The organism is Roseofilum capinflatum BLCC-M114 (genome assembly GCF_030068505.1).
GTDB classification, from domain to species: Bacteria; Cyanobacteriota; Cyanobacteriia; order Cyanobacteriales; family Desertifilaceae; genus Roseofilum; species Roseofilum capinflatum.
On sequence record NZ_JAQOSO010000082.1, the window covers coordinates 45,836 to 70,151 of the forward strand.

Sequence of the window (24,316 nt, forward strand, 5' to 3'; positions counted from 1 at the left end):
TTCTATTATCTCACGACTTTTAAGGTTTTTAGAGTGGGATCGCTACATCCGGTGATCGTCCCCCCTAGGGATAAAACCTGTTGTAGATAGTCTAATGCTGACATATTAATCATTTCACCGGGCATGATCGCCGGAATTCCTGGAGGATAAGGACAAATGATTTCCGCACAAATGCGCTCATCGGTTTGTTCTAGGGGTAAGGTTTCGGTTTCCGAGAAAAAGGCCTCACGGGGAGAAAGGGCAGGGGTAATTAAAAAGGAGGACGGATGGACAAATAAACATTCTTCTTGCCATCGTTGTAAGACTGTGGGGGAGGAGTCAAATTGATGAGTCCCTGGGGTCTGGCAAACCTGGGATAACCCTTGCACTAATTGCTCGATATCGGTCTGAGTGTTGCCCAAACTAATGATAAAGGTTAAATACTGGGCAGAGGGTAATTCGGCAATAACGCCATGGCGATCGTGCAAAAGCTGGTCTACTTCGTAGCCCGTCAAGCCACAACTACTGACTTTCACACTTAAGCGAGTGGGATCTAAGGCCATAAACCCCCGACTAATTTTGGGTTCTAAAATGGCTAATTGGGGAAGAGTTTTTAGGTTGTGTTTCGCCCGTTGTGCTAAGTCTAAAGTCTGGGAAATGAGGCTCTCTCCTTGGAGAGCCATTTGCTGGCGAGCGGCATCTAGAGAGGCGAGGAGTAAATAACTGGGACTGGTAGATTGGATCAGTTGGAGCGATCGCCGAATGGCTTGGGGATCGACCCGTGACCCCTTCAGATGGAGCATCGAGGCTTGGGTCATCGCTCCGAGAACCTTATGAATCGATTGAATACTTACATCTGCCCCACTGGATAGAGCCGAAGGCGGTAAATCTGGATGGAAATGAAAATGGGGGCCATGGGCCTCATCCACAATCAGAGGAATATTAGATTCATGACATAAATTGGCGATCGCCTCCACATCCCCACAAACCCCTTGATAGGTCGGATAGACCATCATCACCGCTTTCGCATCCGGATGTTTAGTCAACGCCTTCTCAATGGACATCGGCGTAACACTATTGACCATATCCCAATCCGGGTCATACTCCGGATTGACAAAAATCGGCATCGCTCCAGAGAGAATTAGCCCAGAAATCGCCGAACTATGGATATTTCGGGGTAAAATAATCTTTTCGCCACTGGTGCAAGTCGCCAAAATCGCAGCGATCGCACCGGCGGTCGAACCATTGACCAAAAACCAGGTCTGATCTGCACCAAACGCTTGGGCAGCCAAATCTTGCGCTTCTCGGATCACCCCATCTGGAGCATACAAATTATCCAGATCGGGCAACTCCGGTAAATCCGCTTGAAACACCAAACTCCCGAATAAATCCGCCAAAGGGCGAGAAATACCCACTCCCCGTTTATGGCCAGGTGTATAAAACGGAGCGTGAGCGTGAGTCGCATAGTGCCGGAGTGCATCTAAAATTGGGGTTTTGGCTTGAGACACTTTGGTAAATCCTATAACTTTCAATCAACCCAGTTGGCGATTCGGTACACACTTAAGATCAACTTGACAACCTGAAACTTCATTAACAAACTCCACTAATGCTCAGAGCTGGAATTGTTGGACTGCCCAATGTAGGCAAATCAACGTTATTTAACGCCTTAGTCGCCAATGCTAAAGCACAAGCGGCTAATTTTCCATTTTGTACGATCGAACCCAATGTCGGGGTGGTTGCCGTCCCCGATGAACGCCTTTCTGTGTTGGCTAAACTTTCCCAATCTGAACAAATTGTTCCCACGCGGATTGAATTTGTTGATATTGCGGGCCTAGTCAAAGGAGCCAGTCAAGGTGAAGGCCTCGGTAACCAGTTTTTAGCCAATATTCGAGAAGTAGATGCCATTGTGCATGTGGTTCGATGCTTTGAAAATGATGATATCATTCATGTTTCCGGTTCTGTCGATCCCAGTCGGGATATTGAGACGATCAATCTAGAATTGGCCTTAGCTGACCTGAGTCAGGTCGAACGGCGCTTAGACCGCGCTCGTAAGCAAGCGAGGGGCAATAAGGACGCTCTGGTAGAAGTGAGCGCCCTAGAAAAACTGATGGAAGTCTTGAATGAGGGTCAATCTGCTCGTTTAGCTCCCTTAAGTGAGGAGGAACTCGACAGCATTAAAGGATTGGGCCTGCTAAGTGCCAAACCCATTATTTACGCGGCCAATGTCTCTGAAGATGATTTAGCTGAGGGGAATCAATGGGTAGAGCAGGTCAAACAGATTGCTGCCCAAGAAACGGCTGAAGTGGTCACTATTTCTGCTCAGGTGGAATCGGAGTTAATCGAATTGCCCCCAGAAGATAGGGCTGATTTTCTCGCCAGTTTGGGGGTAGAAGAGGGAGGCCTACAATCCTTGATTCGCGCCACCTATAGCCTGTTGGGACTCCGGACTTACTTGACCACCGGGCCCAAGGAAACCCGCGCTTGGACGATTAAAGCGGGGATGACGGCTCCCCAAGCGGCGGGAGTGATTCATTCCGATTTTGAACGGGGATTTATTCGCTCAGAAACCATTGCTTACCAGGATTTGGTCAGTAGTGGGTCGATGAATGCAGCTAAGGACAAAGGATTGGTACGCAGTGAAGGGAAAGAGTATGTGGTGCAAGAAGGGGATGTGATGCTCTTCCGGTTTAATGTTTAAGTGGGGCGAAAAAACCATTACCGATTACCCATGACCAGCGCCCAGCGCTATAGGATAGATCACAAATGTGCTTGTGTTGCGTTTTCCCCGTTTAAAAATGACCCAATCTAATTCTAGCGATCGCCAACCCTCCGAGTCCCAACCCGAATCCCAACCGGAACTGTCCCTAAATCCCCCTAGGGTTCAACGGCCCAAACGTCCGGAAATTGTGCAAAAACCCCAAAGACCCCAGGCCCCGGCTAAACCCGAACGAGTCTCGAAAACCCCTAAACCCCGTAAACCCCATGACGCTCCCCGACTGCCGAAAATCGAGCAACCGGAGCCAGTCCCTGAATATGGAGAACGGAAAGCCGGAGATGAAATTGTCTTGCCCTATAGCGGTAAAAGTGTGGAGATTAGCCACTTTTATGAAAGCGCCGGCCGTTGGTATGCCGCCTTTGAAGTGGGTTGTGTGCGGATGGATTTATTAGAAAAAATGTCTTAACCCTTGACAAACGATCGAGATGTGATAAACTGTGGTTGGTGGTGAGGAGTAAAGTGAAAGGAAAACGCGCTTGGGGTCGAAACACGGCCAGACTCCCAGGCGCTTTTCCTTTTTCTTCAAGCTTTAAATACAGAAAAAATATCTTAAGTCCGGGCAGGTGAACGGGAGCGATCTATTAGAATCCAGTATAAGCATAATGGATCTATGATATTTGTGGCGATCGCCCTATGACTGAAACAACCCAAAGCCTACCCCCTAACTTAGAGAAAATTGTCAAACGCTTCCAACGCTGTCAAGACCCGAAGCGTCGCATTGAGCAATTAATTGACTACGCCAAGAAATTACCCCCCTTCCCAGACGCGGATAAGGTGGATGAAAACAAAGTCCCCGGTTGTGTCTCCCAAGTTTATGTAACGGCAACCTTGGAAGAGGGCAAACTGCACTATCAAGCAGATTCGGATGCTCAACTGACCAAAGGTCTAGTTGCACTACTTGTCAGAGGACTCGATGGCTTAACCCCTGAAGAAGTAACCCATCTTTCCGCCAACTTTATCAAAGACACTGGTTTAGAAGTGAACCTAACGCCATCGCGGGCAAATGGATTTTACAACATCTTCGAGACCATGAAGAAAAAGGCGATCGCCGCTAGTACAACCTAGTGCCGTGACACAGCTACAATAGTGCATTAGCGTAGGGTGGGTTAGGCGGCTAAAACCTAGACTCTGACAGCAATCTCTCAATCCGCCGTAACCCACCATTTTAGGGTTGTCTCAAACCTAGCACCCATTCCCCATTCCCCATTCCCCATGAACACCCGTATTGGAATCCTGACGGCCTCAGACCGAGCCAGTGCCGGAGTCTACGAAGACCTCTCCGGAAAAGCCATCATTGACCGCCTCACCGAATACCTCACCAGTCCCTGGGAACCCGTCTATGAGGTCATCCCAGACAACTATGAGACAATTAAAACCACCCTCACCTCCCTCATAGACGAGAGTCAATGCTCCCTGGTCGTCACCACCGGAGGAACCGGCCCTGCTCCCAGGGACGTAACCCCAGAAGCCACAGAAGCCGTCTGTGACAAAATGCTCCCCGGATTTGGGGAACTCATGCGCTCCGTTTCCCTGCAATACGTTCCTACCGCCATCTTGTCCCGACAAACCGCAGGCATTCGCGGCAGCGCCTTAATCGTCAATCTTCCCGGTAAACCCAAATCCATCCGAGAATGTCTAGATGCTGTCTTTCCCGCCATTCCCTACTGCTTAGACTTAATTGGCGCACCTTATCTAGAGTGTAATCCGGAGGTGATTCAAGTCTTTCGACCGAAACAGAATTAATACAGCGCCTTGCTTGCTTTATGAGGGACGCTACCTGTCTATTTACCGAATATGACTATAAATATTTCTGCAAAATATGCTCAATACTTTCGACTTCAAAGTTAGCGGACATTTCTTCTAATTGTTGAACAAAATCTTGATAAGCAGAATCTAGTTCTCGAATCCGATCTAATTCTAATTTAATGGCTTCAATATCTCCAATTTTAGCAGAATAGTGTAATTTTTTTAATTCAGTGTATTCAGGTATTTTTTGTTCAGTGGTTGCAGCAACATCAACAGAATCAGATACTTCAAGATCCTGAGTTTCATAAATCCATTCTAACTTTAAATAATGCTCTAATTTATCTAACAATTCATCAATTTTAACGGGTTTAGATAAACAATCATCAGCCCCTGACTCTAAAAATTGAGCTTGATCGGACTCAAAGGCTCGCACCGATGAAATTAAAATAATTGTTTTTTTAAATTGGGACGATCGCCGTAAATGACGAATCATCTCTAACCCATCCATTACTGGCATTCCCACATCACTAATAATCAACTGTGGATTAAACTTTGCTGCCCTATCTAAACCTTGTTGACCATTTTCGGCTTCCGCCAGCTCGAAACCTAAAGGAGATAATATTTCCGTGAAAATACCTCGATTTTGCCAGCGATTATCAACAATTAAAATACGGGGTGGTTTTCCTTTAATGTAAATTGGATTCGCTCTAAATTCTTTTGTTTTATACCTGAGTTTATGGCTGCTTTTTAAGTTTAAGTCGATCTGAAACTTACTTCCTTGTCCTAGCTTACTGGTTACTATTATTTCTCCCTCCATTAAGTTAATAATTTGTTGTGTAATTGCCAATCCCAAACCTGTTCCTTCTGCATTTTGACTTTTACTGCCCACTTGCTCAAAGGGTAAAAAAATAGTATTTAATTGCTCTGGAGTCATCCCTACTCCAGTGTCTTCGATGGTAAAGGATAGGGGATAAATAGTTGAATCTGAGTCTGAATGAATCACGGATTCCCGGTGATAAATATGGAAAATAACTCCTCCTTGATGGGTGAATTTAATGGCATTACCAATCAAATTAATTAAAACTTGTCTGAGACGTTTTTCATCAAAATATAGAGTTTCAGGTAATTCAGCATCCGTTTGATACACAAATTCAATATTTTTTTGCTCTGCTTTGATGCGACAGATTTCAGCCACACCCATCAAAAAGGATTGAAAATGAACATCGGTGGGGTTTAAGTCCATTTTGCGGGCTTCTATTTTGGCTAAATCAAGGATATCATTAATGAGATTGAGTAAATGTGTACCACATTGATTGATAATGTTGATGCTATTGATTTGCTGAGGATTTAAGCTCCCATCTCTGACCAAAATTTGGCTATAGCCGAGGATGCCATTTAAGGGTGTGCGTAATTCATGGCTCATATTAGCTAGGAATTCACTTTTGGCTTTATTGGCATCATCGGCTGCGAGTTTTGCGGTTTGTAATTCTTGGGTGCGTTCGGCAACTTTGGCTTCTAGGGTGTGTAGATATTCTTGCAGTTGGTGTTGGGATTTTCTCAGGTTACTCCAGAGGGTATAGCTGGTTTCTAGGAGGGCGGAGCTGGTTAAGGCTAAAAAGGAGGGAATGAGGGGTATCCACCAGCCATACAGAAAGAGAATGTAACTGAGGGTAATAACGCTGGCGGCGCTGATGAGAAAGGTGAGGGTTGTTCGGCCAACATAAAGTTTAGCAATATCGTCAATTAAGTGCCATTGACTAATCCATTTTGCGCCGATGATTGACCAGGCAAAAATCCATAGATATTCCCAGATATCGGGCCAGGTTTTGATGGGTAAGCGGCCATTCATTGCTTCACTGATGAGCTGACTGGTGAAATTGGCGTTGACTTCTACTCCGGCCATGGCTTGGGGAATGCCTTGGATTTCGTTACTATAGGGGGTTAAGACGGATTCTTTTAGGCTTTTGGCGGTGGAACCAATCAAGACAATGCGATCGCGCATTAAATCGGCTGGAAGGCGATTTTCTAGGACATCCATTAAGGAAATGGTGGTAAAACTGCCGGGTTTGCCGCGATAATTCAAGATAATCTGATAACCGGCATCGTTACTGCGAATATAGGCTCCATCATTCTGGAAAAAGGGGTAAAATTTGGCTTGACCTAGGGTGATCTGATCTTTTTCGCCGCTCGCGGGCAGAATGTCTTGCTGTTCTAGGTACAATCGGGCCAGACGAAATCCTAAACTGAAGATGGTATTGCCTTCGGTATCATCGAGATAGAGAAACCCCCGGCGAATTTTACCATCTACATCCCAGGGAAAGTCATTGGCACTGATTTGACCGAGTTCAGCTAAGACGGGAGGGGGGGCGATCGCCAAACCATCTGTTTCTCCGACGACTTTTTCAATTCCAATTAAGTTGGGAGTCTGGCGAAATAAGGTGCTTAACTGTTCATACCCTGGCTCAACGGGTAAGTTTCGGTATAAATTCAAGCCAATGGCGGTGGGATTTTGGGCTTTTATGTTTTGTAATACTTGGGTTAAGATGGCATCCGAGATCGGCCAAGTGCCGATCGCTTGGATATCTGCTTCATTAATGCCAACAATGATAATGCGATCGTCTCTAGCTTCTACTGGACGCAAGCGAAACCCTTGATCCAATGCGGATAATTCTAAAGGTTGCAATACTCCTGTCAGACGAATGGCAACGATCGCTCCTGTCATGCTAGTCGCAGTGAGCAAGACTTTACCCCATCGTTTGATTATACTGCTCAACTTTGCCTGCATCCCTTCAACCTACAAATTAAGGACTTTTCCCACCATAGGTTCCTCTTGACGCTCTATGGAGGGTTAGCAACCCTATCGTCACCCTTATCTTCCAGTTTACTGCTGCTATCATACAGTTAACGGTTAAGAGTGGCTCACGGAAAATGTAAGTTGGGTTAATGCCAGCTAATTGAACGAAAAATCAGGGGTTAGGAACAATTCAATCTAAGCAAAGTATTTTTAAATACAAAAAAAAGAGAGTCATTCATCTGACTCATGAAGGAATGGAGAAGGAATGGAGAAAGAATCAGGGCTGAGGTTTGGCGATCCAAGGATCATCCACATAAGCAGCATTTACAATTGTTGCCGTCCGCATCACAGCATTGGCAACATTCGATCGCTACGTCGGGTTTCATCACGTTTGGATTTTGCTGGACACAGCCCAAAGCATTGATAATGGTAGTGACCAAAAGAATTTGGATCAGTTTCGGTAGATGATTCATTGTATGTATGCACCCTTGAACTCCTAATATCTTACTGTATCCCCTTTTCCCTGAAGTGACCTAGGGGGAGAAACCACTTATTGAAAAGTATTGATTCTTTCTGATGGAAAGATGCTCACACCCATTCCCCTAAGCAGCTCTTGTACCGATGACTCTAAACTCATCCGAAATTATTGCTCTTCAAGTGACCCACAAAGCCGATCGCCTCGATCGCTATCTCTCGGATCAGTTAGCGGATTTTTCCCGCTCCCGACTCCAGAAATTGATCGATCGCGGGCAGGTAAAGGTGAATGAACAGGTGTGTCAACGGAAGAAAATGACCCTACAACCGGGCGATCGCATTACCTTAGAGTTGCCTCCACCGCAACCGGTTGACCTGATCCCGGAAGATATGTCCTTAGATATTCTCTATGAAGATGATCAAATCTTGATTGTGAATAAACCGGCTGGCTTAGTTGTACATCCTTCCGCCGGTCATGAAACGGGAACCTTAGTCCATGGCATTTTAGCCCATTGTCCCGACTTGAAAGGCATTGGCGGCGAGCAGAGACCGGGAATTGTCCATCGACTGGATAAGGATACGACTGGGGCGTTGGCGATCGCCAAAACCGAAACCGCTCTTTATCATCTGCAAGCCCAACTGAAAGAAAAAACCGCCCGTCGCGACTATCTCGGTATTGTCCATGGTTCCCCCACCACCGAGAGTGGAACGGTGAACCAACCCATTGGGCGACATCCTGGCGATCGACAAAAAATGGCGATCGTTCCTGTTGAAAAAGGCGGCCGAGCGTCCATCACCCATTGGCAAGTCCAAGAGCGTCTTGGCAACTATACCCTCCTGCACTTCCAACTCGAAACCGGGCGTACCCATCAAATCCGCGTCCACAGTGCCTTTATCGGTCATCCCCTGGTGGGAGATGCCACCTATAGCCGCAATCGCTCCGTGGGGGTTAACCTCTCTGGACAAGCCCTGCACGCCTGGAGACTGCGCCTACAGCATCCCACAAAAAAGGAGTGGATAGAAGCAATTGCTCCACCACCCCCAGAATTTAAAAAACTTTTACAAGTCCTCAGACAAAGATTAGCGCTTCCGATAAGGAGCAGCGATGGGCAGATTCGCGGTTGAAACTCGCCCGGCTGGTTTACCCTGGGCACTAGGAATGGACTTAGCCATATCCAAGAAATTGACCGGGCTGCCAGCAGATGGTTTTTTGTCTTGGGGCGTAAACTTGCGGATTTGGTTTTGCCAAACCGTTTGGGGGAAGCCCAACTGAGAACGGTGATAGGCTCCATAGCGAGGAGTCTTCAGGTTAAAAGGTGTTTCTCCCATTGGCCGTTGGGGAAGAACCCGCCGACGCTGGTAAGGAACGGTGTCATACCCAAAGTTTTCCAGGTATTCATCGCTCTCTAAGAGTTCATCGATGAATCCGGCTACACCTTTGTTTACAATCACGATCGACCAAGCAATTTTTTCCCGCTCGCTGTATACATCGCGGCCTAACAAGCGTTGGACGCAGATTTCTACAAAGCGGTAGTTGCTATTGGTTTCAAAGTTCCGACGCATAAAGGGATCGGAGGTGACTAAACCTTTAATGAAATCCCGAACGGTGATTTGACCATACCGGAGTTGAGACTCTAGGGCGGTTTGTCTATTTTGCTTGAGCATTTGGTGTTCGCTATAAACCTGGCGATAGGCAGCCCAGATTAGTTCATCCAGGTTACTGCCAGAGAGCAGATCTTCCGTGGAATAAACAATGGGTTGCTCTTCGGAACCGGTTTCATAGCCGGAAACACGCACATTTTGACTTTTTGGAGAGTAGTTTAATAAAGGAATTGCCACCTTGATATATCTCCCGAATCTTAGAAAAACTTACATTCCTTAACTGTTTACTATATATCAAACTTTGGCCCAACTTGTAGAAAGTTTTCTAGAGGAATTGGGAGAGTAATTGAGGATTTAATGCAAGGAATCTTAATATTTTTTAATATAAGATTGGACTTGATTCACTGCATCCGATCGATCATCCGGTACTGGATGGCTTCAGCGATATGGGCAGATTGTAGGGTTTCCTGACCGGCTAAATCGGCGATCGTCCGGGCGACTTTGAGGATGCGATCGGTTCCCCTAGCTGATAATCCTAACTTGCGAATGGCTCCTTCTAGGAGTTGCTGACAGGCTTGATCGAGTTGACACCATTGGCGTAGATGCTGGGTTTGCATATGGGCATTGCAATGCAGAGTGGGATCGTCTTGGAATCTCAACCGAGCGCGATCGCGGGCTATTTTCACCCGTTCGAGTATAGCGGCTGAGGGTTCCCCGCGACTTTGTTGGGTGATTTCTTCGGGTTTGAGGCGGTTAACGGCGACTTGTAGATCGATGCGATCGAGTAATGGCCCGGATAATTTAGCCCAGTAATTAATCCGTTGGCGGGGGGAACAGGTGCAGGCTTGCAGGGAGTCGCCGTAATAGCCGCAGGGACAGGGATTAGTCGAAGCAATCAGGGTAAACTGGGCAGGAAAGGTGACGGTTTGACGAGCGCGGGAAATGGTGACTTCTCCATCTTCGAGGGGTTGGCGCAGGAATTCGAGAACATTGCGTTTAAACTCCGTCAGCTCGTCGAGAAACAAGATCCCTTGGTGAGCCAAGGAAATCTCACCCGGTCGCGGATAGCTGCCCCCACCGACTAAGGATGCACCGGAGGCGGAATGGTGGGGAGAGCGAAAGGGGCGATCGCACACTAAAGAGCCTTTATTCTTTAATAAACCGGCAACCGAATGAATCTGCGTCACCTCTAGAGCTTCATCAAAGCTCAACGGCGGCAAAATGCCCGGTAAACGCCGCGCTAACATGGTTTTTCCACTGCCTGGAGGGCCGATAAAGATTAAATTATGACCGCCAGCGGCCGCAATTTCTAGGGCGCGACGACCATGGGCTTGCCCTTTGACATCCTGAAGATCCAAGCCCTTCGCAGGCGCGTTTTGCCAGCGTTTAACGCCATCAAATTGTACAGGTTCATAGCGATCGGGCTGACTGAGGAAATCCCCGACTTCAGAGAGCTGCTTAAATCCATACACTTTTAAGCCACTGACGAGGGCGGCTTCTTGCACATTATCTTCCGGAACCACCAACCCAGTAATGTCTAATTGTTCCGCAGCCGCCGCGATCGGTAAAACACCAGCCACCGGGCGCAAACTCCCATCTAGGGACACTTCCCCCAGAAACAAATAATCTCCGAGTAACTGAGGATTCACCTGTTCCGAAGCGGCTAAAATGCCAATACTAATCGGTAAATCAAAACTCGGCCCCTCCTTCCGCAAATCGGCGGGAGTTAAATTAATCACGATTTTTCGCATGGGAAACCCATAGCCCGAATTTCTCAGGGTTGCCTTCACCCTCTCCCGCGACTCTTGCACGGCTGTATCGGGCAATCCGACCACCACGATCGCCGGTAAGCCCCCAGATACATCAACTTCAACCCCCACCTTAATGGCGTTGATTCCCACCAAAGATGCACTCCAGACTCTAGCTAACACGGGATTCCTCAGATCATCAGTATCCTAGTTTATAGCGCTACGCGCTGGTAATGGGTAATGGGTGTGGCAGAAAATGGCGAAACTGGGTTTTCCCTATTCCCTATTCCCTATTCCCTATCCCCCTCTTAATCAACTTCAGCCGGTTTATTTTGCCGCACAGTTTCGATCAAAGAACCGATCGCAAAACCTGCCGTTGCTCCGATAATCGCATAGGTACGAGGCGCTCGCGATTGACTAAAGCCTTGGGAAAATTCGGGTCGGTGGGTTAAATCACAGCATTGAAATTGTCGTTGAGACATTTTTGATACAGATAATCCAAAGACGATACCAATCAAAGCTGTAACTACTCCGGAAAAAACAATTAACCTGAGATTCATGGCTCTTCCTCCACTGTTGCCAATGCCCTACCTTGGTTATAGCAAAACAGGGGTTAAAAATGCCCCTGTTCTCAATAGCTCTTAACACAATCAGGTGGGGGAATGGGAGGACGCGGAGATCGCCTAATTCCCTATTCCCTATTCCCTATTCCCTATTACTTTACATCCCACAGCGAATCATCCGGGCAAAGAAATAGGTGGCCATTTTTCCCCCATAGGGCGATCGCCACCATCCCGAAGGGTGAGACCCCGCAGGCGCATCCAAACTAAAATCTAAGTTCTCCAAGGGCAAAAACTTACCCTCCTTAAACCAACCCACCTTAGCGGCTGTTTTCTCCAAAATCTTCATATCCACTTTAGAAATATCATCATTTCCGCCCTCTTCCAGATAGAGTTGCTTCTGGACACTAAAGCCGAATTTACCGTCACTATACTTGAGCCAGAGGCGATCGATGACCCGAATAATACTACAGGGACACATCAGCACATCATCCGGAGTTAATTTATCATGACGGGTGTGCCCCATCGCTTCTAGCATCAAGGCAGTCGTTTCTTGATCTGCTTCCTTCCATTGACCCGCACTTAAACAATCACGCAACTGACCATAACGCTCCACATCAGTGACGACATTCAGTAAATTTTCCACCTGTTCTTCTAATTGACTCACTCTCTGGGGTAGGGAAGTTAACCCACTCAACTGAGCCATTTGGGTTTCTAACTCAGAAATACGAGCTTCTAAATCAGGAGTTTCGGGTTGATTCGAGGGTTCGTTAGTCATAGGATTGAAGTCAGTTTTGGATAATTGTACTCTTTACATTTCCATTATACTTTTTTAGACTTCTTTATCATTCTTAGGGCTAGACTGTTCCATTTCACCCTGAATCGGCAATTCAATGATAAAAGCCGTTTGCGCTCCCGGTAAAGATTCACAGATTAAACATCCTCCATGTTGCTCAACAATAATTTGATGGCTAATCGACAACCCTAAACCTTGAGAATTACGGTCTAGTTTAGTCGTAAAAAACGGATCGAATATCTGCGATCGGATCTCCTCAGAAACCCCCACTCCATTATTCTTAATCAAAATTTGTACACGATCTTCATCTACCAGTTTAGTTTCAATCCAAACCGTAGGATCGACCGATTCTTTGGCATCCTCTAGAGCCTCGATTGCATTATTGAATAAATTCAGAAAAACCTGATTCAAATCCCTAGGACAACCCATAATATCAGGGATGTCACCATAACTTTTTACCCATTTAATCGGTTGAATATTGCGAGACTCTAGATCGTATTGAATTAAAGTTAAGGTACTTTCAAGTTCTTGATTAATTCCCAACCATTTTATCTCAGCTTCATCTAAATGAGAAAACTTTTGCAAAGTTAAGACAATCGAACGAATCCGATCCGCTCCATGATACATAGATTGCATTAAATCTCTTAAATCAGATTCCAAAAAATCAAAATCCAATTCCTGTAAGGGATTTTCAGCATCTTGGAGAGCGTCTGGATAGTGTTCTTGATAAAACGCAATAATGTTTAACAAGCTATTGATGTACTCATTGGCTGGTTCTAAATTACTATAAATGAAGCTGACCGGATTATTAATTTGATGAGCAACTCCAGAAACCAACTCAGCCAAACTCGACATTTTTTCCTTTTGGATGAGTTGGGCTTGAGTGAGTTTTAATTGAGTCAAAGCGTCTTCTAGCTCCTGATTGCGATCGCGCAGATCGGTATTCAGTCGTTGTAACTCTAATTGATGATTAATCCGGGCTAACACTTCTTCCACAGCAAACGGTTTTGTGACATAATCAACACCTCCAGCTTGAAACGCTTTGATTTTATCCCTCGCTTCATCTAAAGCACTAATAAAAATCACAGGAATATGGCGAGTTGTTTCAGATTTTTTTAACTGCTGGCAGACCTGATAGCCATTCATATCTGGCATGTTAACATCGAGTAAAATCAGATGGGGAAGTTTTCTGTCCGTTGCTAGTAATGCCATGTTGCCATTCAACGCTTTACGCACATTGTAATGGCGCTCTTCTAGCATATCCGAGAGTAAGCGGAGATTAACCGGTGTATCATCAACAATTAAAATGTCAATTTCATTGGGTTCAAGTGTGGATAAAATCATGGTTAGTATTTACGATTTTGACGGTGTTCATTTTTAAAGGAAATTAGAGAAGCTATGGCTCAATTAATTGCAAGATCAGATCGAATCGGAAATCAATTGCCATAGTTGTCAGCTCTGAAGCGAGCATGGCTTGTTCGGCAGGAATTTCATCGATTAAGTCAAGAATAGTTTTGTCACTCCCTTGACAGGCTGCATTATAGATCTGTTCAATCCACTCTGGCGACATTTGGGAGAGGGCAACCTTATTAGCTTCTGCTTCTGAGCTAGAGTCCTCATCGAGCTTTTCAGGAGATGGATCGCTGGCTTGACTTTCCTGTTGCTCTTCCTGTTGCTCATAGAGATACCTCACTCCTAAATATTGATGAAGGATGTCGAATATATCCTCTTTTTGGAAGGGTTTGCGGACAAAATCACTAAATCCCGCATCCCTTACATTCTGGAGAGTTTCCTCAAATGCACTAGCACTGATGGCAATAATGGGAATGGTATCGAGTTGAGGATTTTTTTGTTGTTTCTGTTGAATTTCTCTCAGTGCTTCATAACCATCCATTTGCGGCATTTGTAAATCCATAAAAATCAAGTGAGGATGCCAAGATTCCCAGAGTTCAACGCCTTCTCTACCGTTCGTGGCAACTTGGACAGTAAAACCCACCTGCTCTAGGAGATCGGATAATAACAAGTGATTAGCCGCATTGTCTTCCACAATTAAAATATGATAGGTGGGTTGATCGGGTTCTAATCCGACAATACGTCCGGGTTTTTCTTCCTTGGATATGGATTCAGAACTGACGGGAGTGACGGGAATGATAAAGCTAAATTTTGCCCCTTGACCGGAACAACTCTCTACGGTAATTTCACCTCCCATCAAGTTGACAAATTGCTGACTGATGGGTAATCCGAGACCGGTTCCTTCTTCTGAGGCTAGTCCGGTTTGAGTTTGCTCGAAGGCTTGAAATAATTTATGTTGTTCTTCTAGGGCAATGCCTGGCCCGGTGTCTTCGACTTCAAAGCACAAACGGAGAGTTTCTGGGTGGGTGATGGACTGAACTCGTAAGGTAACTGAACCAGTTTGGGTGAATTTAATCCCATTGCCCAATAAGTTAATTAAGACTTGCCGCAGTTTACTCTCGTCTGTGCGAATAGTTTGGGGAATGTCGGCAGCAATGTCAAATTGTAAGTCTAAAGATTTGGAAGAGGCTTTGAGGGCTAACATCTCCTTTAGGCTGTTGAGCAACCGATGTAAGTTGAAATCATTTTCTCGGAATACGGTGCGCCCGGCTTCAATTTTGGACATTTCTAAGATGTCGTTAATCAGGGCGAGGAGATGTTCTCCTGAGCGATTAATGATCTCGATATATTGATGGTATTTCTGAGGCAGGGAGGGATTGGCACTCATGAGTTGAGTAAAGCCTAAAATGGCATTGAGGGGGGTGCGTAACTCGTGGCTCATGTTGGCGAGAAATTCACTTTTGGCCCGATTCGCTGCTTCAGCAGCTTCTTTGGCTTGGGTGAGTTCCTGGGCTTGCTGTTGGGTTTGCTCGAAGAGTTCGGCTTGTTGGACGGCAATACCGAGTTGATTGCTGATTTTGGAGAAGATGGTTAGTTCTGGGGTTTGCCAGAGTCGGGGGGCAGAGTTTTGGTAGGCGGCGAGTAATCCCCAGAGTTTATTTTGGGCAAAGATGGGGACGATGAGATAGGCGCGGGCTTGCATTTTCTGCAATAGTTCTAAGTAGCATTGGCTGAAGCCTGCGGTTTGGATGTCGGGGACGCAACTACAGGCTATGGTTTCGTAGAATTTTCCGCCTTGGGTTTCTTGGAGGTAGGTGTCTTCGATGAAGGGTTCGGGGGTGCTAAGTCGGCAGTTTTGGCTATGGGTGGTTTGATGGAGTTCGGGTAGGGTTTGCCAGTCGGAGGAGAGTAGGGGAGTCCAACCTGGGGTGACGGATTCGGCGACGATTTCGCCGCTCCAGTCGGGGTTGAAGCGATAGACGAGGAGGCGATCGCACCCAAGAGCTAAACGCAGTTCTTGGGTGGTAGCCTGGAAAATCGCCTGTACATCAAGGGTGCGGCGCATTTGCTCCAGAATGTGGCTGATGGTATTCTGCCGTTCGGCAATCTGTTGCAGGGCGGTATTGGCTTGTTCTAAGTCGGCGGTACGTTCGGCAACGCGCTGTTCGAGTTCGGCTTTGGCTTGGGTGAGGGCTTGGGTGGCTTCTTGGCGTTGCAGTTCAGCCACAGCACGGGAGGCGAAGACTTGCAGGAGGCCTTCGGTGCGATCGTCTTTGGGTAGGGGTTTGGAATCGACAATGCAGAGGTTACCGATCGCCTTTTCTTGTTCATCAATCAGGGGTACGCCTAGGTAACTGACGGCGTTCATGGGTGGGAGGAGGGAGTCTTCTGGAAAGAGGGCTTGGAGATTATCGCCATACCAACAGGGTTTACCCTGCTCGATTACGACTTGGCAGGGAGTGGCAGCGAGGGGATACTCGATGTTATTTTGCAGTTGCCCGTCCATCCACAGGGCTAAGGTTTGCAAATTTTGCTCGATTTTTTGGCCAATCCCCACATAATGGACATTGAGGGCAGTGGCTAAATGCTCAACTAAGGCGGGGAAAAATTGCTCCCCGGTAGCGGCGGCGGTTCCGGTGACAATACTGCTTAAAATGTCTTCGGTGCGCTGGCGCTCTTGAATTTCTTGTTGCAATTCTCGATTGACGGCTTCGAGTTCTTCTGGGGTTTTCAGGGACAGGAACTGGGGCAGCAGAACCACCATGTGAGCGGCTGTCCAACAGGAGACTAGGGCGGTAATTGCGTCTTCGATACCAGAGAGCCAATAGGCGGGATGCCAGAGCGTCCAAATTTCAAGTAAATGGCCGATGCCGCAGCAAACGATAAAGGCTCCAAACAGGTAAAATACGCCCATGAAGGGCATACGGCGTTGGCGGACGAAGTAAATGAGGAGGGCGGGAATGGAAAAATAGGCGATCGCAATCAACCCATCGCTCACTACATGCAGCCAAATTAACGGAGTTTGCCACAAATAACACGAGCCATGGGGCATGTATTGGCTCGGAGAGAAAACATTTTGTAAAAAATTCCAGATAGACATTATTATTGGGAGCGAAGAAACAGAGAAACCGCCTAATTGATGTATTTTATCCAAAAACCGTCTATTCTTACTAGAGAATAGAGCCTAATTGCTATGTCCCACACCTGTGAGAAATACTTAATCCTTGGGGCCGGTTTTATTGGTCTGGGGATCGCCCAAGCCCTGAAATCTGCCCAAATTCCCTACGATCAAGTCGATGCCAGCGATGATATTGGCGGCAATTGGTATCACGGCGTTTATGAAACTGCCCATATTATTTCTTCTCGAAAAGTCACCCAATTTCCCCAGTTTCCCATGCCCGATGACTATCCCGACTTCCCCAGTGCCGCCCAAATGTTAGCCTATCTGCGTAATTTTGCCGAGCATTTTCAATTACGAAAAAATATCGAACTCAACCGCACCGTCACCGCCGTTCATCCCACTAAAAATAATCTCTGGCGCGTCATTTTTGCCAACGGAGAAGAGCGAATTTACAAAGGAATATTACTCTGCAATGGTCATCACTGGTGCAAGCGCTTTCCAGAATTTCAGGGAAAATTCAACGGAGATATTATCCATTCTAAAGATTATAAACATCCCGACCAACTGCGCGGTAAACGAGTCCTTGTCATTGGCGGGGGGAACTCCGGTTGTGATATTGCCGCCGAAGCCGCACGAGTGGCCGAAAAGTCCTTTTTGAGCTTGCGCGAGTCCGTTTGGTTTATCCCCAAAACCTTTGCCGGAATTCCGGTTGTTAATCTCGTTCAATGGTGGATGCCGGAATGGTTACAGCGAGCCATGGCTCACACCATTATTAACTTTACCTTTGGCCCCCATAAACGCTATGGCTTACCGAAACCCAACCATCGCCTATTTACCAAACATCCTACCATTAATAATGAAGTTCCCTATTATATTAAACAAGGGAAAATAACACCCAAGCCCGGTATTGATCGCTTACAGAATTCTACCGTAGAGTTTGTCGATGGTAGTTCTGCTGATGTAGATTTGATCGTCTGTGCAACCGGCTATCATCTTGCCTATCCCTTTTTATCCGATGAACTGCAACGGATTAAAGGGGCAACTGTTCAATGTTATGCGGGCACTGTTTTAGACGATTATAAAGGCATTTACTATATTGGCTGGGGGCAAGCGCGAGGCGGTGTTGGTTCAATTATTGGCGCTTACGGCCAATTTTTAGTCAACTGTTTGCGCCTACAAGAAGAAATTAAAATCCCCATCGGCTTAGTGTTCAAAAAGCTGGGGCAAGACTTACCCACAACCCATTTATCCGATCCTCAAGCTGTGTTTAGACAGTTAACTTTAGCCAAAACTGCTTTTCCCTTAATTCGCAAGTTTGCCTATTATTTAGATGCCCAGTATCCTGAATTTGAGAATAAAATTTTACTCGGAAAAGTGGTTGTTTAGGAGAATAACGAACTGATGATGATTGCTCTGCGGATTAAGTATTGTGATGCTTCTGGCGATTGCCGCGACAATTACAAACTTGAAGCACTACAATGGTGCGATCGCAACTCCAGTTAAGTTGCTCCGATAGCTCACCATTTCTTGACTTGCCCCAAAATGCTCTCCAATTTCAGCTACATTCATCTTTTTCTGGGTTGCCCACAGCAAGCCACGACGGGGAATTTGCAAACAACTGCCTAAATACGTGGCTTCTTCTTCAAATTTTTGTTCTCGTTGGGGCAAACCCGTTTCAGGATTGAAACAAACCATCGGATGTTTGAGTAGAATATGAGCGCATTCGTGCATCAAATCGGATTCTTGTCTAGGAGGTGAATGTTGAGAATTGTGAACAATACATAATGGATCGATGCAGATAATAGCAGCCGACCATTGACCTTGAGATAGCAGATGTCTAACCTGTTCGGGATCGGCATTGGGAACGGTTTCTGGAGTCCATAACGTTGCGCCTAATTTGGCGGCTAAATTTCGTGCAGGAAGTGGCTCGAAGGCCCGCAAATCCAATAAACTACGCTGTTCGGTGGCGATCGCCTCACATCGTTGCCGAAATTCAGGCGATAAACTTTCTAAGCTCGACATGCTTTATTCAGGCTCCTGTTCTGATTGATTACTCTGTGCCAGATCTCGATAAGCTGCTTTAACCAAAGCTGCTAAAGCATTGGCTGTTGCTGGATCGAGGTTTTTATCGGCTCGAAGTTGGATGGCGATCGCCTCGGATGCATCCATATCCGTAGAGACTTGTGGTTCTTCACTATTCTCGATCAGTTCGGCTGGCGGCACTTGCAGCCAATCGCACAATAACAAAAAGGTCTCCATATCAGGCATTTTGCCGTTCTCGACGCGAGAGAGAGTCGAAGGACTCACCTTCCCAATTTGGCGAGCCGTTTCTCGCAGTCCTTTATTACCGCGCTTAGTCCGCACGAGCGTTGCTAACCGACTCATGTTCAGAGAGCTACCCATAACCGTTTCCTCTTCCTTGACAGATTGACTGCGCCAGTGTTGCTCATAAGAAAAAAGTGTCTCTTGCTTGACACGATCAGAGAAAGTGCGCTACTGTATGATTAATAAACCAATTGTATCTCATGTCGAACACAACAGAACGGTTCGCGCGATATTGACTCCCGTAATTTACCAGTTAGAGGGGGAACTATGCCGAAATTTGAAACCTTTAGTTATCTGGTCATCGGTTTGCATGAATTTTGCCAAGAAGAGCAAAAACATGGTAGAGAGAAGTCCAAATATCCTTATCCAGATATATTTCATCTTGCCTGCAATGAATTAGCTCTAAAGATGCCCTACGGAACCTATCCACGCACTCAAACAGGTCTTTTCAAACTATTCGAGCAACCGGTTGAAAATTGGTGGCCGAATGGGTTGGAGATCCCTGAAGAGTTCGATCGCAGCTCAGGCTTATTGTATGATGGAAAACCAAGCGAAGAAACCTTTGATTATCTTGATGCACTGTTTGAGGGAGAGTTGGATGTAGATAAAATTCCGAATGCGGTAAATATCCAAATTATTGTCGAAAATAAACAGTTTCGGGATTTATTTCTGCGATTAAACGAAGAATATCTCAGTGGAGACAGCGATCGCGCCCAAGACGAATACATTAAATTGCGTTCTTTCCTCATCGATCGCCCTTACACCACAACCAGTAAATTACGGGAAGAATTTACAAGAACCCACTATATTACTAACAAAGAAGTAGGGGATCTGTACGAGGATTGCGATCGAGGACGCACGTACTGGAATTGCGATCGCTGTGGGCCTTTAGTTGAGAAACATGGACGATTACAAGGGATTAAACCCGAAGCCTGCCGAGATCATCGTCAGGAACTCGATTACGTTCGAGAAGTCCCTTGGGAACAGGAATTGCGTCGTCTCAAGTCTGGAATTCACAGCCGGGTTTGTTTACCCGGAATACCGGAAATGGATCTTTGGCGATCGCTGGAAAAATTGCAAGAAAGATATCCAGAACAACTTGTTGATACTCGTTTGTGGCCGGGACTCGATAGCTACGATATGCAACTTCGTTTTAGCGATAATTCGGTTTGGGCTGTGGATGTCAAAGACTATCGCAATCCTCATCGATTGGGTCAAAAACTGAAAAACATTCCGGGAATTACTGAAGATTTACGTTATACAGAAGCATTCTATGTTTTTCCCAATCGTCGCTTCAAATGGCGAGAAAATTATATCCAAATTGTTCGCAGTAGCGCCACAAATTTATCTCAAGCAACCCATCTTCTGAGTATTCCCAGCTTTGAGGAACGTATCGAGCAAAAAATTCAATCTTTAGCCCAGGAGAAAAAGAAATGAGACATAGTAGTTTATTCGCTCCACCTCAATCCTATCAAGAGCGTCTGTCAGCACTCAGAGAAAGATTGAACCAGAATGCAGCCATATTACTTAACGTCGAACTCGGTTTTGCCTTGATGGAATACCTAAAACTTGATGGCGAACCCGTGACGGCAGTTTGGGTAATTTTAAGCGGGATGCCTTTGCGCTATCCTACCTTACAAAACTTGACTCCAGAGCAACGAAGAGCGATCGCCAATGCTCGTCAAATTATTCCCTTATCCAGTCGTTCGGCTTGGGAAAATGCCTTGCGAGTTTACTTTCGAGACATTCCCGAACACGAGCGAAATTATACTGTAGAAAACCCAGGGAATTTCGATGAAATCATTATCGATGCTTGCAAACGAATTCGACATAAAAATCATCAGCATTTATACAGAACCTGGTTGGGTGAAACATTGTGTTTTCGAGAGATCCAGCAAATAAACATAGAACCAGGTGAAGAACCCGATCAATCCTATCAGTTTGATGCTCGTACTTTCGATGAAATTGTTAATGTACAAGTAAAATTTGAGAACGAACATTTAGAGATCCGATCGCAGTTTCGCGGTGACTGGTTCGATCGCGCTCAGAATCGTACTCCTTTCTCTCTGAATCTTATCGAATTGGAGAAAATTGCCCAATTTCTTGACGATCACGAAGATCGTCTAGCCACTCAGTATAATTGGCAAAACGAGCAGAAAGGAAACTGGCTCAAGCGTTATCGAAAAATTCACTTTCACCCAGTCGTAGGCGATCAATTGAGTGCCGATGATGCACCCAACTTAGAACTTGATGGTTTCACCCATATTGCTGGGATGGTTGCTTCGGGAAAATCGACCTTATCCCTTCTGCTTGCGGCTTATCTCATCAGACAAGAGAGCGATCGCCGTATGACTTTGGTCGTAGGTGACGTACAATCTGCGCTCAAATTAGCCAATTTGATTAACTGGTGGTTTCGCAGCGATCCAGAATCGGATAATCCCGTTGCTGTGCCGTTATTGGGTCACAGTCGGCGCGATCGCCACCTGCGAGAATTTCACGGCTCTCGCGATTATTTAGAACATCAAGAACGCGGACAAACTCACTGGGGAGAACGTTGGTTGCGCGTTGAATGTCCATTGCAAGCTTTAATTCCAGATAAGGATCTGGCTCAAAAATTGAGTAATAAACCTATTATTCCTGGAGAAGAACCCTGTCACTCTCTCAAACAAGTTCCATCCCAATCCCAACGAAATGCTCGCAGTTATTCTTATCTCTGTCCTTTGTTTCATATTTGTCCTTCTCATCAACTCTATCGAGATTTACCCACAGCACAAATCTGGATTACCACTCCCGGTGCAATGGCAATGGGAAGAATGCCGCGTCAGCTTGAATCTCGACCCATTAGAGTTGGTGAATTGGTTTACGAACAATCCGATATCGTGATTTTCGATGAAGCCGATACAATTGTGAAGTGGTTTGATGATGTTTATGCCGAAGAGGTATTACTAACCAATGGAAAAGATGGGGTTTTTGATACCGTTGGCTTGGCTACAGAACGCCACATGATACAGGATCGAACTCCCAATCAACAAATAACGCAACGATGGGTGGGAGCGCAACGAGCAGCGCAACAAGCTATCACCGTAACGTTAACGTTATTGTCAGAAAATGAAATTCTGCGACAATGGGTCAAGAAGAGTTATTTTACACCCAATGCCTTGTTTTACAAGCTATCTCGTCGCCTTTCTGGGTTAGAAGAGTTCGATCCTGACGATACTCCTGAAGAGTCTTGTAAAGAAAATGAGCAATTAACCGCAGAAACCGTATCCATTTTCGATCGCCTCTTTATTAATGAAACAGATCCTTTACGACCACAAAGGCTTCGGCAATCTGACAATCGAGTTGAATATTCAGCGTTTCGACTGGCTTCACTCCTACAAGAAATCAATAGTGCGGGTGAGAGTGCTTTTGATGACGATATTTTGGCTAATTGTCAAGCATGGATTCTGGAATTTTTCCCTGATATCGAACAAAAATTAGCACGTTTGCAAAATGCGATCGATGCACGTAACGCTCAACAACCCAAAAAGAGAGGACGCAAACGCAAAAATAATGAGGATGGCGATCGCGCGGACACCCTAGAAACTTTAGCACGTCGGTTGCAATTTGCCCTAACTGCGGCGTTGTTGGATCGGCATACTCATATTGTTTTTTATGAATGGTACAGTCGTCCAAACTCCATCGAAGGAGAACAACCTCACCGGAGGATGCCAAGTGCAATGTTGAATATTCTTCCCTTACCTCCTACAGGAAGGCAATTTGGGACATACTATTCACGAGGAAATGAGGACGATAACAACAACTTATCGATATTTTCCTACACCAATATCGGTCGCTGTTATGTGTTAAATTCCCATCGCTTGCTAACCGATCTTGACGGTCTGCGCGGCCCTAATGTTTTAGCACTTTCTGGAACGTCCTATTTGCCAGATTCAACAAAGTTTCACGTTGGCGATCCTCAAGGAGTATTGATGCCAGAGGAAACAGCACGCAATGCGATCGCAGAAAGTCGTTTTGCATTTATCCCTCAGTACGATCTTGATGGTAAACCGATCCGTATTTCTGGAGTGGCAGAACATAAAAAAATGAGTGCGTTTAAGGAACTTGCTACAAAACTGGTTGGCAATCGAGGAACGGGATTATTGAGTCGAGAGATTGAGGAATTAAAAGACCTTGGAGAAAACGATGAAAAATGGAGGGATCGCGATCGCTTGCTTATTTTAGTCAACTCCTACGATCAGTCAAAATGGGTCGCCGATCAAATTCGCCAAAAATGGTCAAGTCAGAGCAGTAAAATTTTTCATCTGCGACGCGGTGGTGTTACCGATGATAGCGAACTGGGTTCTTATTTTAAGGAAAGGGATGAGGCGGATGGGTTAGCGCGAGCCAATATCGAAACCTTTGCTCAAACTGAAGGAAAAATTCTCGTTGCTCCCATGCACGCCATAGGACGGGGGTTTAATATTCTCAACGATCGAGGAAAAGCGGCTTTTGGTGCAGTGTATTTTCTCACTCGTCCTTATCCCCATCCTCATGATACGCAGGCGATCGCCCAAGAAGTCAACCGCCGTGCGTTAGACTGGGCAAACGATCCCGATTTTATCGCCTGGCTGCAAGGTGACGGGATATTGCAAAGGGCGCGAGAAGTGCGAAAACTCGCTGCTGAGTATTGGCGATCGGTCGAGCAAAGGTCTTACTATAGTACATTGCGCGATGATGAAAAATTACGCGCTCGTCCTCGCCGAGATTTAGCCGCAACAACAGCCGGATACATCATTCAAGCCGTCGGACGATTACTTAGAGGAGGTGTACCTTTTCATGCTTATTTTGTGGATTCTGCATGGGCCCCTGAGAACGCCAATCCAGATTCCGAAAAACCAGACACGGAGAAAACCAGTTTGCTCGTTGCCATGATTCTTTGTTTAGACGACTATGCTTGCGACGAAAATACAGTCGGTTCTGCACTGTATAAACCATTAATTGATGCATTGGAAAATATGGAGTTAAATTGGTAACTCATTTTTGAGATTTAGGAGACAGAA

18 protein-coding genes are annotated in these 24,316 nt (G+C 45.9%); 8 read left to right on the top strand and 10 right to left on the bottom strand.

The features are described 5' to 3' along the window. Positions 1-5: 5 nt before the first annotated feature. The gene (locus PMG25_RS14695; protein ID WP_283767649.1) at positions 6-1,487 is read right to left on the bottom strand and encodes an aminotransferase class I/II-fold pyridoxal phosphate-dependent enzyme; all 1,482 of its coding nucleotides are present in this window, start codon (positions 1,485-1,487) and stop codon (positions 6-8) included. A 98-nt stretch (positions 1,488-1,585) separates the two neighbouring features. Between PMG25_RS14695 and ychF the strand changes: the two genes are divergently transcribed. The 4 genes from ychF to mog all read left to right on the top strand — a co-directional run bounded on the left by ychF (position 1,586) and on the right by mog (position 4,498). Then, positions 1,586-2,677, top strand: coding sequence for a redox-regulated ATPase YchF (gene ychF, locus PMG25_RS14700; protein WP_283767650.1), 1,092 nt, complete (start codon positions 1,586-1,588; stop codon positions 2,675-2,677). A gap of 97 nt (positions 2,678-2,774) precedes the next feature. Beyond that, complete coding sequence (locus tag PMG25_RS14705; RefSeq protein WP_283767651.1) at positions 2,775-3,161, top strand: hypothetical protein; 387 nt, start codon at positions 2,775-2,777, stop codon at positions 3,159-3,161. A gap of 227 nt (positions 3,162-3,388) precedes the next feature. Then, positions 3,389-3,820 carry a SufE family protein gene (locus tag PMG25_RS14710; protein ID WP_283767652.1) on the top strand — a complete coding sequence of 144 codons (432 nt, stop codon included), beginning with the start codon at positions 3,389-3,391 and terminating at the stop codon, positions 3,818-3,820. Positions 3,821-3,967: 147 nt separating this feature from the next. Further along, entirely contained in the window at positions 3,968-4,498 is a 531-nt protein-coding gene (mog, locus tag PMG25_RS14715) for a molybdopterin adenylyltransferase (protein WP_283767653.1), read from the top strand. Positions 4,499-4,553: 55 nt separating this feature from the next. On the opposite strand, the gene PMG25_RS14720 is transcribed toward mog, so the two are convergent. Next, entirely contained in the window at positions 4,554-7,274 is a 2,721-nt protein-coding gene (locus PMG25_RS14720) for a CHASE2 domain-containing protein (RefSeq protein WP_283767654.1), read from the bottom strand. 642 nt (positions 7,275-7,916) lie between these two features. Here PMG25_RS14720 and PMG25_RS14725 point away from each other — a divergent pair. Then, a complete protein-coding gene (locus PMG25_RS14725) occupies positions 7,917-8,894 on the top strand; it encodes an RluA family pseudouridine synthase (RefSeq protein WP_283767655.1) in 978 nt (325 codons plus the stop codon). Here PMG25_RS14725 and PMG25_RS14730 read toward each other — a convergent pair. The 6 genes from PMG25_RS14730 to PMG25_RS14755 form a co-directional block, all read right to left on the bottom strand. Next, the gene (locus PMG25_RS14730) at positions 8,850-9,608 is read right to left on the bottom strand and encodes a phycobilisome rod-core linker polypeptide (protein WP_283767656.1); all 759 of its coding nucleotides are present in this window, start codon (positions 9,606-9,608) and stop codon (positions 8,850-8,852) included. The genes PMG25_RS14725 and PMG25_RS14730 overlap by 45 nt on opposite strands. A gap of 164 nt (positions 9,609-9,772) precedes the next feature. Next, entirely contained in the window at positions 9,773-11,302 is a 1,530-nt protein-coding gene (locus PMG25_RS14735) for a YifB family Mg chelatase-like AAA ATPase (RefSeq protein WP_283767657.1), read from the bottom strand. Between the two features lie 125 nt (positions 11,303-11,427). Next, positions 11,428-11,679, bottom strand: coding sequence for a hypothetical protein (locus PMG25_RS14740; protein WP_283767658.1), 252 nt, complete (start codon positions 11,677-11,679; stop codon positions 11,428-11,430). Between the two features lie 160 nt (positions 11,680-11,839). Further along, on the bottom strand, positions 11,840-12,457 hold the full coding sequence (locus PMG25_RS14745; RefSeq protein WP_283767659.1) for a GUN4 domain-containing protein: 618 nt from the start codon (positions 12,455-12,457) through the stop codon (positions 11,840-11,842). A gap of 54 nt (positions 12,458-12,511) precedes the next feature. Further along, the gene (locus PMG25_RS14750) at positions 12,512-13,819 is read right to left on the bottom strand and encodes a sensor histidine kinase (protein WP_283767660.1); all 1,308 of its coding nucleotides are present in this window, start codon (positions 13,817-13,819) and stop codon (positions 12,512-12,514) included. Positions 13,820-13,871: 52 nt separating this feature from the next. Then, a complete protein-coding gene (locus PMG25_RS14755) occupies positions 13,872-16,928 on the bottom strand; it encodes a GAF domain-containing protein (protein ID WP_283767661.1) in 3,057 nt (1,018 codons plus the stop codon). Between the two features lie 93 nt (positions 16,929-17,021). On the opposite strand from PMG25_RS14755, the gene PMG25_RS14760 reads away from it, so the two are divergent. Further along, positions 17,022-18,335 (top strand): flavin-containing monooxygenase, encoded by a 1,314-nt coding sequence (locus tag PMG25_RS14760; RefSeq protein ID WP_283767662.1) that lies wholly within the window; start codon positions 17,022-17,024, stop codon positions 18,333-18,335. Positions 18,336-18,422: 87 nt separating this feature from the next. Here PMG25_RS14760 and PMG25_RS14765 read toward each other — a convergent pair whose 3' ends face one another. Further along, on the bottom strand, positions 18,423-18,971 hold the full coding sequence (locus PMG25_RS14765) for an ImmA/IrrE family metallo-endopeptidase (RefSeq protein ID WP_283767663.1): 549 nt from the start codon (positions 18,969-18,971) through the stop codon (positions 18,423-18,425). 3 nt (positions 18,972-18,974) lie between these two features. Further along, entirely contained in the window at positions 18,975-19,352 is a 378-nt protein-coding gene (locus PMG25_RS14770; RefSeq protein WP_283767664.1) for a helix-turn-helix domain-containing protein, read from the bottom strand. Positions 19,353-19,541: 189 nt separating this feature from the next. Between PMG25_RS14770 and PMG25_RS14775 the strand changes: the two genes are divergently transcribed. Next, positions 19,542-20,711, top strand: coding sequence for a restriction endonuclease-related protein (locus PMG25_RS14775; protein WP_283767665.1), 1,170 nt, complete (start codon positions 19,542-19,544; stop codon positions 20,709-20,711). Then, positions 20,708-24,289: a pPIWI_RE_Z domain-containing protein gene (locus PMG25_RS14780; RefSeq protein ID WP_283767666.1), complete on the top strand. Its 3,582-nt coding sequence runs from the start codon at positions 20,708-20,710 to the stop codon at positions 24,287-24,289. The genes PMG25_RS14775 and PMG25_RS14780 overlap by 4 nt, the downstream gene beginning before the upstream one ends. Positions 24,290-24,316: the final 27 nt, after the last annotated feature.